The sequence below is a fragment of the Leclercia adecarboxylata genome, from assembly GCF_035787115.1.
Lineage (GTDB): Bacteria > Pseudomonadota > Gammaproteobacteria > Enterobacterales > Enterobacteriaceae > Enterobacter > Enterobacter adecarboxylatus_E.
Genome location: NZ_JALKTL010000001.1, coordinates 524,186 through 538,696, shown reverse-complemented (window position 1 = coordinate 538,696; position 14,511 = coordinate 524,186). Strand labels below are relative to the sequence as shown.

Annotated in this window: 16 protein-coding genes; 9 read left to right on the top strand and 7 right to left on the bottom strand. The window is 53.6% G+C overall.

Annotated elements, in window-relative coordinates; genetic code table 11:
- Positions 1-209: 209 nt before the first annotated feature.
- A complete protein-coding gene (locus MXM41_RS02540) occupies positions 210-1,472 on the top strand; it encodes a Y-family DNA polymerase (RefSeq protein ID WP_325929712.1) in 1,263 nt (420 codons plus the stop codon).
- Positions 1,473-1,890: 418 nt separating this feature from the next.
- On the opposite strand, the gene MXM41_RS02535 is transcribed toward MXM41_RS02540, so the two are convergent.
- Complete coding sequence (locus tag MXM41_RS02535; RefSeq protein WP_325929711.1) at positions 1,891-2,568, bottom strand: SOS response-associated peptidase; 678 nt, start codon at positions 2,566-2,568, stop codon at positions 1,891-1,893.
- A 126-nt stretch (positions 2,569-2,694) separates the two neighbouring features.
- Here MXM41_RS02535 and MXM41_RS02530 point away from each other — a divergent pair, with 126 nt between their 5' ends.
- From MXM41_RS02530 to MXM41_RS02520, 3 genes are all read left to right on the top strand, one after another.
- Positions 2,695-3,261 (top strand): TetR/AcrR family transcriptional regulator, encoded by a 567-nt coding sequence (locus MXM41_RS02530; protein ID WP_325929710.1) that lies wholly within the window; start codon positions 2,695-2,697, stop codon positions 3,259-3,261.
- Between the two features lie 206 nt (positions 3,262-3,467).
- Positions 3,468-3,944, top strand: coding sequence for a DUF1348 family protein (locus tag MXM41_RS02525; protein WP_325929709.1), 477 nt, complete (start codon positions 3,468-3,470; stop codon positions 3,942-3,944).
- Between the two features lie 153 nt (positions 3,945-4,097).
- Positions 4,098-4,256, top strand: a complete 159-nt coding sequence (locus MXM41_RS02520) for a hypothetical protein (protein WP_325929708.1) — start codon at positions 4,098-4,100, stop codon at positions 4,254-4,256.
- Positions 4,257-4,275: 19 nt separating this feature from the next.
- On the opposite strand, the gene MXM41_RS02515 is transcribed toward MXM41_RS02520, so the two are convergent.
- Positions 4,276-5,184: a LysR family transcriptional regulator gene (locus MXM41_RS02515; protein ID WP_325929707.1), complete on the bottom strand. Its 909-nt coding sequence runs from the start codon at positions 5,182-5,184 to the stop codon at positions 4,276-4,278.
- Between the two features lie 138 nt (positions 5,185-5,322).
- Between MXM41_RS02515 and MXM41_RS02510 the strand changes: the two genes are divergently transcribed.
- Entirely contained in the window at positions 5,323-6,693 is a 1,371-nt protein-coding gene (locus MXM41_RS02510; RefSeq protein WP_418936757.1) for an MFS transporter, read from the top strand.
- An 18-nt stretch (positions 6,694-6,711) separates the two neighbouring features.
- Positions 6,712-7,500, top strand: coding sequence for a class II aldolase/adducin family protein (locus MXM41_RS02505; protein ID WP_325929706.1), 789 nt, complete (start codon positions 6,712-6,714; stop codon positions 7,498-7,500).
- Between the two features lie 102 nt (positions 7,501-7,602).
- Here the strand turns inward: MXM41_RS02505 and MXM41_RS02500 are convergent, their stop codons facing one another.
- The 4 genes from MXM41_RS02500 to MXM41_RS02485 all read right to left on the bottom strand — a co-directional run bounded on the left by MXM41_RS02500 (position 7,603) and on the right by MXM41_RS02485 (position 10,786).
- A complete protein-coding gene (locus MXM41_RS02500; RefSeq protein ID WP_325929705.1) occupies positions 7,603-8,634 on the bottom strand; it encodes a methionine synthase in 1,032 nt (343 codons plus the stop codon).
- Positions 8,635-8,661: 27 nt separating this feature from the next.
- Positions 8,662-9,645, bottom strand: a complete 984-nt coding sequence (locus MXM41_RS02495; RefSeq protein WP_325929704.1) for a DUF1852 domain-containing protein — start codon at positions 9,643-9,645, stop codon at positions 8,662-8,664.
- Between the two features lie 171 nt (positions 9,646-9,816).
- Positions 9,817-10,587, bottom strand: a complete 771-nt coding sequence (locus MXM41_RS02490) for a hypothetical protein (protein ID WP_325929702.1) — start codon at positions 10,585-10,587, stop codon at positions 9,817-9,819.
- Between the two features lies 1 nt (position 10,588).
- The gene (locus MXM41_RS02485) at positions 10,589-10,786 is read right to left on the bottom strand and encodes a hypothetical protein (protein ID WP_325929701.1); all 198 of its coding nucleotides are present in this window, start codon (positions 10,784-10,786) and stop codon (positions 10,589-10,591) included.
- Between the two features lie 171 nt (positions 10,787-10,957).
- Here MXM41_RS02485 and MXM41_RS02480 point away from each other — a divergent pair, with 171 nt between their 5' ends.
- A complete protein-coding gene (locus MXM41_RS02480; protein WP_325929700.1) occupies positions 10,958-12,343 on the top strand; it encodes an FAD-binding oxidoreductase in 1,386 nt (461 codons plus the stop codon).
- 83 nt (positions 12,344-12,426) lie between these two features.
- Here the strand turns inward: MXM41_RS02480 and MXM41_RS02475 are convergent, their stop codons facing one another.
- The gene (locus MXM41_RS02475) at positions 12,427-12,795 is read right to left on the bottom strand and encodes a hypothetical protein (protein WP_325929699.1); all 369 of its coding nucleotides are present in this window, start codon (positions 12,793-12,795) and stop codon (positions 12,427-12,429) included.
- Between the two features lie 233 nt (positions 12,796-13,028).
- Between MXM41_RS02475 and MXM41_RS02470 the strand changes: the two genes are divergently transcribed.
- Both MXM41_RS02470 and MXM41_RS02465 read left to right on the top strand, forming a co-directional pair.
- Positions 13,029-13,304, top strand: a complete 276-nt coding sequence (locus tag MXM41_RS02470; RefSeq protein WP_325929698.1) for a metal/formaldehyde-sensitive transcriptional repressor — start codon at positions 13,029-13,031, stop codon at positions 13,302-13,304.
- 29 nt (positions 13,305-13,333) lie between these two features.
- On the top strand, positions 13,334-14,452 hold the full coding sequence (locus MXM41_RS02465; protein WP_325929697.1) for an S-(hydroxymethyl)glutathione dehydrogenase/class III alcohol dehydrogenase: 1,119 nt from the start codon (positions 13,334-13,336) through the stop codon (positions 14,450-14,452).
- Positions 14,453-14,511: the final 59 nt, after the last annotated feature.

Genomic DNA, 14,511 nt, shown 5'->3' with positions numbered 1-14,511 from the left:
GTGCTACCTTAGCAGGGCAGAGACACATTGAGCAAAATGTTCATGTAAATAACAAAAGAGGGAGTGATGGCAAGGTTGCAAATGAACGGTAGCGCCTTGATTTATGCGTAGATTCATGAATACTGTATGCATATACAGTTAAACGGATTTGAGACTATGCTTTTCACCTTCCCGCGCTTTACCATGCCTGTTAAAGAGCGCAAATAATCATGTTTGCGCTTGTCGATGTGAACAGCTTCTACGCCTCGTGCGAGACCGTGTTTCGCCCGGACCTGAAGGGGCGACCGGTGGTGGTGCTGTCGAATAACGATGGCTGCGTGATTGCCCGCAGCGCCGAGGCAAAAGGGCTGGTGACCATGGGGGCGCCCTATTTCAGGCAGAAAGAGGTTTTCCGCCGTCACGGCATTGTCGCCTTCAGCAGTAACTATGAGCTGTACGCCGATATGAGCAATCGGGTGATGACTACCCTGGAGGAGATAACTCCGCGGGTTGAGATCTACTCGATTGACGAGGCGTTTTGCGATCTCACCGGGGTCAGCAACTGCTGCAATCTGGAAGCCTTTGGTCGCGAAATTCGCCAGACGGTGCTGCAACATACGCACCTCACCGTCGGGGTGGGCATTGCCCCCACCAAAACCCTCGCCAAGCTGGCAAACTTTGCGGCAAAAAAATGGCAGCGGCAGACCGGCGGCGTGGTCGATTTATCCCGCGTTGAGCGTCAACGCAAGCTGATGGCGGCGCTGCCCGTCGGCGAGGTGTGGGGCGTCGGGCGGCGGATGAGCAAAAAACTTGAGGCGATGGGCATTAACACCGTGCTGGATCTGGCGGACACCCCTACGGCCCTGATCCGCAAACATTTCAGCGTGGTGCTGGAGCGTACCGTGCGGGAGCTGCGCGGCGAGTCCTGTCTGGGATTTGAAGAGTATGTCCCGCATAAGCAGGAGATTATCTGCTCCCGCTCGTTCGGCGAGCGGGTGACGGATTACGAGGCGATGCGTCAGGCCATCTGCAGCTATGCCGCACGCGCCGCCGAGAAACTGCGGGCCGAGCATCAGTACTGCCGGTTTATTTCGGCCTTCGTGAAGACCTCGCCGTTTGCGCTGAACGAGCCTTACTACGGCAACAGCGCCTCCGTTAAGCTGCTGACGCCAACCGAAGACAGCCGGGACATCATTGAGGCGGCGACGCGCTGTCTGGACGCTATCTGGCAAGAAGGGCTGCGCTATCAAAAAGCGGGCGTCATGCTGGGGGATTTTTTCAGTTCTGGCGTCGCGCAACTTAATCTGTTTGATGAACATCCGCCCCGGCGCAACAGCGCAGAGCTGATGGCGCTCGTCGACAGGTTTAATAAAGAAGGACGCGGAACCATCTGGTTTGCGGGGCAGGGAACAGAGCAACAGTGGCAAATGAAAAGAGAAATGTTATCTCCGCGATATACCACACGTTTTTCTGATTTACTGCGGGTCAAATAAATCGCTTTCACCCTAATAGTGCAAAACCTGAAAGTAAATATTTGTCGAATATGAAAGATATATCCCTGAGGGATTAATAATTACGCTATGGTGGTCGCTCTATACAACTGCCCGGAGGGGCTATTCCCAACATAAAATTTGAGTGCCCGGTTTGCAAGAGCAAGCGGTTTCGTTTTACCTCTTTTAGCCCTACGCAAATCCAACCTCATGGTGCAGTCTGTTCCGTCTGTGGAACCCGACTCACCGCACACTCATGCGTGCCGACGCCAAAAAGAAGACGCTGGCCAAAACAGGTCGTTTAGGTGTTAAAGAGGGGGGCTGATTCTGGCCCTTCCAGTAATTATTTTGCCGCTACGCTGACAACGCTTTTATATTTACTGGCGTTTCGTTATTCGTGAAAAAATAGCGGACTTTATTTCTACGGCTCGCTCATTTTATTGATCAATTCGGGGCCCTGATTTTTTACATTCCCTACCGCCCGGGTGACAGGATGCCAGTGGAAATAATCTGCGGGAACGGCCCCCGTCTGCGCTATCTCTTCTGCTTCTTTGCCGCTCACCGTCTCGCGCAGCCATTCGCGTGCCGCCCGGGGAGTGAGCACCAGCGGCCGCCGATCGTGGATATCCACCAGCCCTTTATCCGCCGCTGCGGTCACAATCAGAAACCCTTCCGCTTCATCCCCGCGCTCAAACGGCCTGCTGCCGATCGCCGCCATAAAAATGGGTTGCCCGTCGGTGCGATGAATAAAATAAGGTTGCTTTTTTTCCCCCTCTTTTTGCCATTCAAACCAGCCGTCGGCGAAGACTATCGCCCGGCCATGGTGCCATAGCGGCTTAAACATCCGGCTGCTGGCGGCGGTTTCCTGTCGGGCATTGATCAGCGGCGGTTTATCCCACCAGCCAGGAGCGTAGCCCCAGAACACCGGGTCCAGGTGCAACAGGTCGTCGCGCTCGCTGAGCAGCAGCACTTTGGTGCCGGGCGCAACGTTATAGCGCCCGATGGGTTCCGGGTCGTAGGGGATGTCACAGTCTGCTTCATCCGCAAGAAAGGCGAGATACTCTTCCCGGGTCTGGGCCTGGGCGAAACGTCCGCACATAATCACCTCCGGTGGTTTACCTGAGTATAGGCTGACTTTTACCGGATTCAGTTCCAGAGGGATTCGGGGCGAAAAGATTGTTGACGCGTACTTGACCAGGTAGAACGATCGTTCTACCATTAACCCATGAACAAAAATACGACTGACATACGAGAAAAAATCCTCGCCACCGCTGAACAACTCATTTACCAGAACGGCATCCATGCTACCGGTATGGATCTTCTGGTAAAGACGTCAGGCGTGGCCCGGAAAAGTATCTACCGCTATTTCGCCAACAAAGACGAAGTGGCTGCCGCAGCGTTGAACGCCCGGGATGTTCGCTGGATGGAATGGTTCCGGACCGAGTGCGAAAAAGCCGATACGCCGCAGGAACGCATCCTGAACATGTTTACCGTGCTTAAGGGCTGGTTTGAGTCAGAGGGATACCGCGGGTGCGCATTCATCAATACTGCGGGGGAAGTGGGGGACAGTGCCGACCCCGTTCGCCAGATCGCCAGACTGCATAAACAGAAAATACTGGATTACGCCCTTGAACTGACCGGCCAGCTGAATATCGCGCACGCCTCATCTCTGGCAAGGCAGTTGCTGTTATTGATTGAAGGCGCCATCACCATCTCACATGTTATGGGCGATGACAGCGCCGCAGATGATGCAAGAGATATTGCTCAGCTGCTATTGAAACAGGTCTCGTAAAAAGAACTGAGTGTTGAGAGAAATAAAAAAATTAACGCGCTTGCAGTTTAAAACGGTACTTCATGCCTTCCCGCCGCGCATTTTGCTGGCTGGCTTTGGCTCGCTCTTCGTATCGCAAAATTTCTTTAAAAGTAAATAACTGCCGATGCTCTCTGAGTATTGAAAAACACGCTTTTCCGAAACCCAGCATAACAGGAGTTCTGACCATGTCCGATGCACAAATCCGTCCACCGCTTCCTCCGTTTACGCTTGAATCAGCGATTGAAAAAGTAAGGCTTGCTGAGGATGGCTGGAACAGCCGCGACGCTGAAAAGGTCTCGCTGGCGTACTCGCTCGATACCAAATGGCGCAACCGCGCAGAATTTGCCAGTAATCGTGAAGAAGCCAGAGAATTCCTTGAACGCAAATGGAAAAAGGAGCATGAGTACCGGCTTATTAAAGAGTTATGGGCGTTTGGCGGCAACCGCATTGCGGTCCGTTATGCCTACGAGTGGCGCGATGATTCAGGCAACTGGTTCCGCTCCTACGGAAACGAGAACTGGGAGTTCGGAGAAGATGGTCTGATGCAGCGGCGCTTCGCCTGTATTAATGATATGCCTGTCAAGGAAAGCGAGCGCAAGTTCCACTGGCCGCTTGGGCGTCGTCCGGATAACCATCCGGGGTTATCGGAGCTGGGCCTGTAACATCGTATTTTCTCTTCTGAGTGCGGGGCTTATCAGCAAGCGATAGGCCCGATGGTTTGCTGGCCGCTCTGAATAATATTCCAGCCGTGCGACTGCTCCTGGTCGCTATTTCGTTGTCGTTAGCGCAAAAAGAGTTATCAAAAAGGACTCAACATGTCAGTGTTTTTAATCATTGCGATCCCCATGCTGTGCGTAGCGGTAACCCTGCTTTGCCTGGCCCGCGTGAAGAAGAATAAAAAATTTCTTATTCCTGGCTTTGTTCTTCTGTCGGCAGGGTTTGTCAATGCCATCATTGGGTTGTCGGCGGGTTAGTGTCAAAAGCGCTCCCGCATTACTTCATATTTTCAGCAATCCATCCAATAAGATGTTCGGCAAAACCTTCCGCAGCCGGCGCGTTAAAAAACGTTGAGGACCGGTACAAACAAACCTGACGAACCACGTCAGGTGCAACGATACGGCGCATAACCAGGCCGAAAGGTTTAGCCAGTAGCTCAACGTAGGCAGGGGACAGCGTAACGGCCAGGCCAGAAGAGGCTATACCGAGAGCTGTAGAAATATTATCGACCACATCAACAGGCGTTATCCTTTCGGTCACAGGTAAAGCGCTGCCCATTCTGGCGACATTCTGTTCATGATCGCGTCCAGCCGCGACCAGCGGAAATCTTCTCAGGTCGTCCCAGCTTACTTCTGCAAACTGCGCAAGTGCATGATCCGGCGTACACCATAGCACCCACGGGCTTTCAAACAGCACGGTGGAGATAATCTCTTCGCTGCAAAAAGCGTTAGGGCCTACCGACATATCCGCGTCACCCTCAATAACCATATCGATGAGACGTTCCACCGGGCAATCCATAATCCGAACGGCGACCTCTGGCTGAAGCGTTCGGTACGCCTTAATGATGGTGGGCAGCATCACGCCGGCAATCACCATCGGCGCCGCAATGCGCACCACACCCGTTGCGCGGGCGTTAATCGCCGACGCGATGGTTTCCGCCTGCCGGGCACGTTTAAGCACCGCCCCGGCTGAATTCAGAAACTCCTTCCCCGTGACAGAGAGCGAAACGCGACGCGTGCTGCGATCGAACAGGCGAAAGCCCAGCACGGACTCCAGCTCCTGCACAAGCTGGCTCACCGCAGAGGGCGTAAGTCCCAGACGCTCACCGGCGTGCGTAAAACTGTGGGTTTCAGCGACGGTAAGAAAGGTTTCCAGCTGACGCAGGGTGAAGCGTAAAAACGGCATGACGTCGGTTCCGATTAATGATGTTTTCTAACAAATAACCCAGATTAATTAAATTGTATACAACAAGTCATTAACATATTAATGGTTGCAAATAAATAAAAAAACCTCTTACCCCTACAGCCGAGGAGCAACCCTGCAATGACTTTCGAAAAATCTGATCCTTTTGTGAGCACCCCCCGAGGCGAAACAGAGCGCATTTCGCTGGACTCAGGGCAAGCTGATGATGAACTGATTAAAAAAGTGTCTGGCAGACTGGTCTGGTTTCTGTTTTTGCTTTACGTGTTTGCCTTTCTGGATCGTATTAATATTGGTTTTGCGGGTCTTACTATGTCGCAGGATCTGGGTCTTACCGCAACCATGTTTGGTCTTGCCACCACGTTCTTTTATATCGCCTATATCGCCTTCAGCATTCCCGGTAATATTGCTCTTGGCCGCTTTGGCGCCCGACGCTGGCTGGCGATTATTATGATTGTCTGGGGGCTCGCTTCTACGGCTACGCTTTTTGCCCATGACGCGCAAAGCCTGTATATATTGCGCACGCTGGTGGGGATCGCGGAAGCGGGTTTTATTCCGGGAATATTACTTTATCTGACCTTCTGGTTTCCCCAGGCCTGCCGCGGGCGAACCAACGCGCTGTTTATGATCGCCACGCCCGTTACCACCGCATTAGGTTCAGTCGTGTCCGGCTACATCCTTGAAATGAATGGTGTTTTAGGGCTGAAAGGGTGGCAATGGCTGTTTCTCCTTGAGGGCCTCCCTTCGGTCGTACTGGGGATCGCCGTCCTGTTTTACCTTGATGACAACCCAATGAAAGCAAACTGGCTGACGCGCGAGGAAAAAGCCCGCCTGACAGCCATGCTTGCCGCAGAACAACCCCAGGAAGTCATACCGGAAAAACAAAAAGGAAGCCTGATAAGCGAACTGTGTCAGCCGGTAATCATAAAATTTGCCCTGGCCTATTTGTGCCTGGTCAATACGCTTAGCCTGATCGGGATATGGATCCCGCAGATCGTAAAAAGTTTTAATGCCGCCAGCAGCAACATCACTATTGGTTTACTCGCTGCGATTCCACAGATATGCACCATCATCGGCATGATTTGGTGGAGCGCGCGCTCCGATCGCCACCGCGAACGAAAATGGCATATTGCGCTCCCCATGCTGTTCGCCGCGGTCGGCTGGCTGTTAACGGCCTATGCCGGGAACCCTGTTATTCGTCTTGCCGGTATAGCGATGGCCTCTACCGGCGGCTTCTGCGCCATGGCCATATTCTGGACCGCGCCAGATAAAGTCCTGTCCAGTCGCAGTAAACCTGTCGGTATCGCCCTGATCAATGCGGTTGGCAATATTGGATCGGCCCTGAGCGCGTTTGTGGTGGGTTATCTGAAAGATATGACCAACAGCTTTTCAACGGGGCTGCTGTATGCGGTGGTCGTCCTGGTGCTGGGGACGCTGTTCATCATTGCCATTCCAGTGCAGCCCGCGACAGGCAAACAAAACCCTACCTGTTAACCTAAAAGGAGAGTCATCATGACCATCACATTCACCCAAACCTGCACCGGTTCACGTAGTGACGTTCCCGCTGGCTATAGCCCGGAAGAGTGGGCCGCAAGGGTCGATCTTGCAGCCTGTTATCGTATCTTCGCTCATCTTGGATGGAACGAACTGATTTATAATCACATCACCTTACGCCTGCCGGGACCTGAAAAACATTTTCTTATTAACCCCTTCGGCCTGATGTATTCAGAGGTGACCGCATCATCGCTGGTTAAAATTGACAATAAGGGCAATATCATTGGGCACAGCGACTGGCCCATAAATCCTGCTGGTTTCACTATTCATGGCGCGATACACGACAGTATTCCGGAAGCCCACTGCGTAATGCACACCCACACCACCGCAGGGATGGCGGTAGCCTGTTCTGCTGGCGGGCTTTCAATGAGCAATTTTTATTCCGCGCAGCTTTATGAAAAAGTGGCATACCATGATTTTGAAGGCATTACGGTGCACGCGGACGAAGGTCCCCGGTTGCTGAGAAGTATTGGCGATCGCCCGTGTATTATCCTGCGAAACCACGGTCTGCTGGCCTGGGGACACAACTTACCTCAGGCGTTCGCTAATCTATGGCTTCTGAATCGGGCATGTGAAATTCAGGTCGCTTCGATGTCGATGGGGCCGGTGCTGGAGATACCTGACGCTATCCAGCGTAAATGTACCCAGGATTCGCTCCAGTTCGATCCGCGATTTGGGGCAGGGCAGGATGTTTTCAAAGCGCTTACGCGGTTAATTGAGCGGGAAGATCCTTCATTCAGAACCTAGCTGATGCGCCATTAACACGCGTCTTTTCAGCTACACAGGCAAGATAATCAAACAGATTATCTTGCCGTTAGCCGGGAATACTTCGCGTGCCGGCTGACAAATTTATCTTGCCGCCAGTTCCTTGCGGATAATCTCCGCTCCGGCGCTTAGGGCGTTTAGCTTGCCGTTAGCGACCTGGCGGGACAACGGCGCCATCCCGCAGTTGGTGGACGGGTAGAGCTTGTCGGCATCCACAAACTGCAGCGCTTTGCGCAGCGTATCGGCCACTTCTTCGGGCGTCTCGATGGTATTGGTCGCCACGTCGATGGCGCCAACCATCACTTTTTTACCGCGGATCAGCTCAAGCAGATCCACAGGTACGCGCGAGTTATGGCACTCCAGCGAGATGATATCGATATTCGAGATTTGCAGTTTTGGGAATGCCTCTTCGTACTGGCGCCACGCCGAACCCAGCGTCTTTTTCCAGTCGGTATTGGCTTTGATGCCGTAGCCGTAGCAGATGTGCACCGCCGTTTCGCATTTCAGCCCTTCAATGGCGCGTTCTAATGCGGCGATCCCCCAGTCGTTGACCTCGTCAAAAAAGACGTTAAAAGCGGGTTCGTCGAACTGAATAATATCGACCCCGGCCGCTTCCAGCTCTTTAGCCTCCTGATTGAGAATTTTTGCGAACTCCCAGGCCAGCTTTTCACGGCTTTTATAGTGGTTGTCGTAGAGCGTGTCGATCATGGTCATCGGACCCGGCAGCGCCCATTTAATCGGCCGGGAAGTGAGCTGGCGTAAATACTTCGCGTCTTCAACAAACACCGGCTTCTGACGAGCCACGGCGCCCACTACCGTCGGTACGCTGGCATCGTAGCGGTTACGGATTTTAACCACTTCGCGTTTCTCAAAATCAACGCCGCTGAGGTGTTCAATAAAGGTGGTGACAAAGTGCTGGCGCGTTTGCTCGCCGTCGCTGACGATATCTATGCCAGCCCGCAGCTGATCGTCGAGAGACAAACGCAGCGCATCCTGTTTACCGGCGAGTAACTCCTCGCTCTGCAATTTCCACGGAGACCAGAGGGTCTCCGGCTGCGCCAGCCAGGAGGGTTTCGGCAGGCTGCCGGCAGTGGAGGTGGGGAGCAATGTTTTCATAGCAGGTGACCTTATATTTTTAATGAATCAAAGCGCACAGTGAGCAGACCATTGCTCAAGAATATTTTTGTACGGTTTGATGAAGTGCTTTTCAGTGAACTTTCCCTGCTCGATAGCCAGCTGGCTACGCTCTTCGCGGTCGTAAACTATTTTGGTCAGGGAGTGATCCTGGTTAGTCAGGCTGGGCTGGTAATAATGCCCGGCGACCGAGTTCGCGTTATAAATCTCAGGGCGATAAATTTTCTGGAAGGTCTCCATGGTGCTGATGGTGCCGATCAGCTCCAGGAAGGTGTAGTCGCGCAGCAGATCGCCGGTGAAGAAAAACGCCAGCGGCGCGGCGCTGTGTGGCGGCATAAAGTAGCGAACCTGCAGCCCCATCTTTTTGAAGTACGCTTCCGTCAACGACGAGCCCTCTTGCTGGTACTCGATGCCTAAAACCGGATGGGCATTGCCGATGCGGTGATAGACATTTTTATTGGATACGCTGAGGCAGATGACCGGCGGCTTGCTGAAGTTCTCTTTATATTCCGCTGAATTAACGAAATGCTTAAAGATATTGCCGTGCAGTTCGCCAAAATTAGCGGGAATGCTAAACGCCGTCTGATGTTTATTATGATCGGGCAGTAATACGCTGAAATCGTAATCCCGTACATAAGAAGAAAAGTTATTCCCGACGATCCCTTCTATACGTTCGTTAGTGTTTTTATCAACAATATTGGTTTTTAAGATTTCAATCGCCGGGAAGGTGGCATGATTGTCTTCACCTGCAATATTCATCTCAACAGAGATAATGTCCAGTTCGACGGAGTAACGATCGCCTTTTGGGTTGTCCCAGTGCGCTAAGGCGTTGAAGCGGTTATCAATCATCACCAGCGTGTTGCGCAGGTTCTGCTGACGGCTTTCTCCCCGGGCCAGGTTGGCAAAGTTGGTGGTAATCCGCGTGTTTTCGGAAGGATTATAATGTTCATCGAAACGACTGTGCGCGATTGTGAAGGTGAAATTGTTATTCATCGTCATTTTTCCCGGGCTCTGACACAAAGACGGAAGGCGCTGTTGTGACAGCATTCGGTCTCCGTGTTGCTAATACGTTAATATGGCTTATGTTATGCCAGAGCCCGGGAGGGAGTGAAAGCGACTATATTTCATTGCAACATGAGTCATCTTCATGATCGTGAGAAAAATTCACGCGCTGTTCTCCGAATCACGATCCAGGTCCAGCGCGCTGGCGCTGGCGGGGTCAAACAGTGAAAGACTTTCAATTTGATCCAGCATAATCACCTTGCGAAAGGCCATGGCGCTTTTAGGCTCTGAGTCGAGCGTAATATCATGGTCGGCATACCATTTACTGTAATTATGCTCAATGCACAGGTTCAGCGTTGTGCCGTCGCGATAGCCGCTCAGCATTGGAATAAGCACGATATTGGCCGTCTTTTCATACTCCAGCGTTGCGGTATGGATCATGCCAATATAAATTCGCCGCGATTTCAGCGTTACCAGCGCCAGCTCACCTTCTTCCATACACTGATAAAGCAGTTGTTCGATACCGCTGGATTGCGACAGGCGCTTATAAAGCTGCTTGCGTCCTTCGCCGTCCAGCCTGGCGCTGCCCGCCCAGTTCGACCGGTAGAGGCAAAACAGGATCGCGAAGGCCAGCATCACCACGACCGGCGCCTGGATGCCCAGAAAGCTCCAGTTCATAAAGTCCATTTGCCAGTTAACGTAGTTCTGGGAGGTAAGGTGGAAGGTATTGGCGGCCCAGGAGAGGGCGAGCAGCAGCAGCCACAGCAGTCCGGTGGCGAGCACGCCCTGTAATACGAAGATGCAGCCGTAGAGCGCCACGAGGAAATAGACATCCCAGCCAAAAGAGCGCTTGATTTTGAACCGGGTGGAGAGGTCACGACTGGTGTACCAGTACCCGCTCACCATCAGCACCATAAAGATCGCCGTTCCCATATCAGGCCCTCTTCAGCGCGTTAACGTGGCGCAAAAAATCCTCCCGCACCTCGTGGCTTTTAAAGTTGACCGAGGCGTTACCATCCTGATCGATAATAATGCGATCCCCGTCCTCTACGGCCTCAATTATTTCCTGTTGACTCATCACCTGCAGCAAAGACTCGGGACTGGAGAAAATCGACGTAAACAGACGCCTCATCGTATCGGCTCCTTAAAGGCAAAAAGCCTAAGTTTGGTAGGTGAATAACAATCTTGCCTTAAGGTTATGCTGAAAAGCGCCGCTTTCTGCTCACCCCCGTAGCCTTTTTAAACTCCCGGGCCTCCTGAAACCCGCCATAATTAGTAGGGTTATACAGAAGGGGGAACCATCATGAAGGCGCTACCTAAAACAGAAATAGACGAGTTCAGGGCGCACTTTCAGGGGAAAGTGCTGTTTCCTGACGATGACGACTACGACGAGGTGCGTCAGATCTGGAATGCCATGATCGACCGCAAGCCCGCGCTGATCGTCCGCTGCACGACCACTGAGGATGTTGTGCAGGCCATCCAGTTTGGGCGCGAACAACATCTCCTCATTTCAATCAGGGGAGGCGGGCACAATATCGCAGGCAATGCCGTGTGCGACGATGGCCTGATGATCGATCTCTCGCTGATGAAGCGAGTGGAAGTGGATCTGAACACTCGCCGGGCCACCGTCGAACCGGGCTGCACGCTGGGTGATTTTGATGCGGCAGTGCAGGCGCATGGCCTCGCCACGCCGCTGGGCATTAACTCCACCACCGGGGTGGCCGGTCTGACGCTCGGCGGCGGGTTTGGCTGGCTGAGCCGTAAGTACGGCATGACCATTGATAATCTGCTCTCGGCGGAGGTTGTCACGGCAAATGGCCGTCTGCTGCACGCCAGCGAATCTGAAAACGCGGATCTCTTCTGGGGATTGCGGGGCGGCGGGGGCAACTTTGGCGTGGTGACGCGCTTTGAGTTTCAGCTCCATCCCGTTGGGCCAGAGGTGTTGTGCGGGCTGATCGTCTTTCCGTTTGATGAGGCAAAACAGGTAATCACCCAGTTTGCCCGCTTCACCTGTACGATGCCGGAAGAGCTCAATGTCTGGATGGTGACGCGCAAGGCGCCGCCGCTGCCTTTCTTGCCCGAAGACTTTCACGGGAAAGAGATGGTTGCGCTCGCACTGTGTTATGTGGGCCATCCCGAAATGGGGGAGCAACTTATTGCGCCGTTGCGCACGTTCGGCACGGCGATCGGCGAGCATATCGGCGTGATGCCCTACGTCGCCTGGCAGCAGGCCTTCGATCCGCTGCTGGCGAAAGGGGCGCGCAACTACTGGAAGTCGCACAACTTTGAGAAAATCAGCGACAGCGTTATCGATGCCATCGTCGAGTATGCGGGCAGGCTGCCATCACCGCATTGCGAGATCTTTATCGGCACCATTGGCGGCCATACGACCCAGGTTGCGCCCGAGGCCATGGCCTACTCAAGCCGGGATGCGAACTATGTGATGAACGTCCACGGACGCTGGGAAACCGCCGAAGAGGATGAGCGCTGCGTCGCCTGGGCGCGCGAGTTCTTCGCCAGAACCCAGCCCTTTGCCAGCGGCGGTGCCTATATCAACTTCCTCACCGAAGAGGAAACCGATCGCGTTGCCTTTGCCTATGGCGCAACGTGGAACCGGCTGGTGGAGGTAAAAAGTAAGTACGATCCGATGAACCTGTTCCGGATGAACCAGAATATTAAGCCGCTGTGAGAACCGGGGGACGCCTGAGACTTTACGGGCACTCACTATTTAAGCCAGTCCGCAAATCTTCGGACTGGCGTTTGTCCTGAAAGTTATTCACTCTCTTCAGATTCACGTTCCGCTTCATCACTGTCGCCAAAACTGAGCAGATCGGAGACTTTCATATTGCCGAACGCTTCCGCTTTCTGTTTCACGTTGTCGATATGCTTATTTGTCTCTTCCGACAGGCCAGCGGTCATAGCTTCCTGGGAGCGGGCCAGGGCGGTTTCTTTGGCTTTTTCCATTTCGCTACTGACTGAATTTTTTAACGCTTCTACCGAGGCATCCGCATCCTGTTTTAACGCGCTGGCTGCCTGGGTGGTCTCTTCTGCTTTGGATTTCGCCTCCTGCGAGAGTTCCATATCACAGCCAGCGAGAAAAATGCTGCCCGTCAGGAGGAGTGCCGGGGTGAGTTTGATCATAAGAGTGCAGGCCTTTTTCATTATTCTGACGTCAGGGTAACGTCATGATGGAGATCATTTACCAGCATGATGACACACCGCGTTAACATCTTTTCGGGTGATAAAGTAAGAAAGATTAAAATTGGGTAAGCCTGCAGAGGCTCTGTCCTTTACCTGTTTTCACAGATAACAGGGTTTACATCTCAGCAATAGATCACATACCATACCCCCCTACAGTATCCAGGAGCCCTCCGATGCCACATTCACCTGAAGACAAAAAACGTGTCCTGACGCGCGTGCGCCGCATTCGCGGGCAGGTCGATGCCCTGGAGCGGGCGCTTGAGTCCGGCGAGCCTTGCCTCGCTATCCTGCAACAGATCGCCGCGGTACGCGGAGCCGCCAACGGGTTAATGGGCGAAATGGTTGAGATTCACCTCAAAGATGAGCTGGTGGCGGGGGATACCACTGCCGATCAGCGGGCGGTCAGAATGGCGGAAGTCGGCCATTTGCTGCGCTCTTATCTAAAATAAAAACCTGACATCACTAAAAGGAAAGCAAGATGAAATCACGTGCTGCTGTTGCATTTGGCCCTGGCCAGCCGTTGAAAATCGTTGAAATTGATGTAGCGCCGCCAAAAAAAGGCGAAGTGCTGATCAAAATCACCCATACCGGCGTGTGCCACACCGATGCCTTTACCCTGTCGGGTGACGATCCGGAAGGCGTTTTCCCGGCGGTGCTCGGCCATGAGGGCGGCGGCGTGGTGGTGGAAGTCGGCGAGGGCGTGACCAGCCTGCAACCGGGCGATCACGTCATTCCGCTGTACACCGCGGAGTGTCGCGAGTGTAAGTTCTGTAAATCCGGCAAAACTAACCTCTGCCAGGCGGTTCGCGCCACCCAGGGTAAAGGGCTGATGCCGGACGGCACCACCCGTTTCTCTTATAACGGTGAGCCAATTTATCACTACATGGGCACCAGCACCTTCAGCGAATACACCGTCTGCGCGGAAATCTCGCTGGCGAAAGTGAACCCGCAGGCGCCGCTGGATAAAGTCTGTCTGCTGGGCTGTGGCGTCACCACCGGGATCGGAGCCGTACACAACACTGCGAAAGTGAAAGAGGGGGATACCGTGGCGGTATTCGGTCTGGGCGGCATTGGCCTGGCGGTGATCCAGGGCGCGGTGCAGGCGAAAGCGGGCCGTATTATTGCGGTGGACACCAACCCGGATAAATTCAGGCTGGCCGGCGAGATGGGCGCCACCGATTTCGTCAACCCGAACGACTACGACAAGCCGGTGCAGGACGTCATTGTTGAACTCACCGACGGCGGCGTCGACTTCAGCTTCGAATGTATTGGCAACGTGAACGTAATGCGCGCCGCGCTTGAGTGCTGCCACAAAGGCTGGGGCGAAAGCGTGATCATCGGCGTGGCCGGTGCCGGACAGGAGATCAAAACCCGTCCGTTCCAGCTGGTTACCGGTCGCGTGTGGCGTGGCTCCGCGTTTGGCGGCGTCAAGGGACGCACCCAGCTGCCGGGTATGGTAGAAGACGCGATGTCGGGCAAAATTCAGCTCGATCCGTTCATTACCCACCGCCTGCCGCTGGAACAGATCAACGAAGCGTTCGATCTGATGCATGAAGGGAAATCCATCCGCACCGTTATCCATTTCGGCGATAACTGATAAACCCTCTCTCCCGCTGCGCCTTTATGGGCAGCGGGGCGACATTTCGTTAATAATCA

What these genes read in the sequence shown, in the direction of transcription:
- MXM41_RS02510 (WP_418936757.1), top strand. Translation starts at nt 5,323, where the DNA reads ATGACTTTCGAAAAATCTGATCCTTTTGTGAGCACCCCCCGAGGCGAA.
- MXM41_RS02535 (WP_325929711.1), bottom strand. Translation starts at nt 2,568, where the DNA reads ATGTGCGGACGTTTCGCCCAGGCCCAGACCCGGGAAGAGTATCTCGCC.
- MXM41_RS02470 (WP_325929698.1), top strand. Translation starts at nt 13,029, where the DNA reads ATGCCACATTCACCTGAAGACAAAAAACGTGTCCTGACGCGCGTGCGC.
- MXM41_RS02500 (WP_325929705.1), bottom strand. Translation starts at nt 8,634, where the DNA reads ATGAAAACATTGCTCCCCACCTCCACTGCCGGCAGCCTGCCGAAACCC.
- MXM41_RS02530 (WP_325929710.1), top strand. Translation starts at nt 2,695, where the DNA reads ATGAACAAAAATACGACTGACATACGAGAAAAAATCCTCGCCACCGCT.
- MXM41_RS02505 (WP_325929706.1), top strand. Translation starts at nt 6,712, where the DNA reads ATGACCATCACATTCACCCAAACCTGCACCGGTTCACGTAGTGACGTT.
- MXM41_RS02485 (WP_325929701.1), bottom strand. Translation starts at nt 10,786, where the DNA reads ATGAGGCGTCTGTTTACGTCGATTTTCTCCAGTCCCGAGTCTTTGCTG.
- MXM41_RS02515 (WP_325929707.1), bottom strand. Translation starts at nt 5,184, where the DNA reads ATGCCGTTTTTACGCTTCACCCTGCGTCAGCTGGAAACCTTTCTTACC.
- MXM41_RS02490 (WP_325929702.1), bottom strand. Translation starts at nt 10,587, where the DNA reads ATGGGAACGGCGATCTTTATGGTGCTGATGGTGAGCGGGTACTGGTAC.
- MXM41_RS02475 (WP_325929699.1), bottom strand. Translation starts at nt 12,795, where the DNA reads ATGATCAAACTCACCCCGGCACTCCTCCTGACGGGCAGCATTTTTCTC.
- MXM41_RS02525 (WP_325929709.1), top strand. Translation starts at nt 3,468, where the DNA reads ATGTCCGATGCACAAATCCGTCCACCGCTTCCTCCGTTTACGCTTGAA.
- MXM41_RS02465 (WP_325929697.1), top strand. Translation starts at nt 13,334, where the DNA reads ATGAAATCACGTGCTGCTGTTGCATTTGGCCCTGGCCAGCCGTTGAAA.
- MXM41_RS02540 (WP_325929712.1), top strand. Translation starts at nt 210, where the DNA reads ATGTTTGCGCTTGTCGATGTGAACAGCTTCTACGCCTCGTGCGAGACC.
- MXM41_RS02495 (WP_325929704.1), bottom strand. Translation starts at nt 9,645, where the DNA reads ATGAATAACAATTTCACCTTCACAATCGCGCACAGTCGTTTCGATGAA.
- MXM41_RS02520 (WP_325929708.1), top strand. Translation starts at nt 4,098, where the DNA reads ATGTCAGTGTTTTTAATCATTGCGATCCCCATGCTGTGCGTAGCGGTA.
- MXM41_RS02480 (WP_325929700.1), top strand. Translation starts at nt 10,958, where the DNA reads ATGAAGGCGCTACCTAAAACAGAAATAGACGAGTTCAGGGCGCACTTT.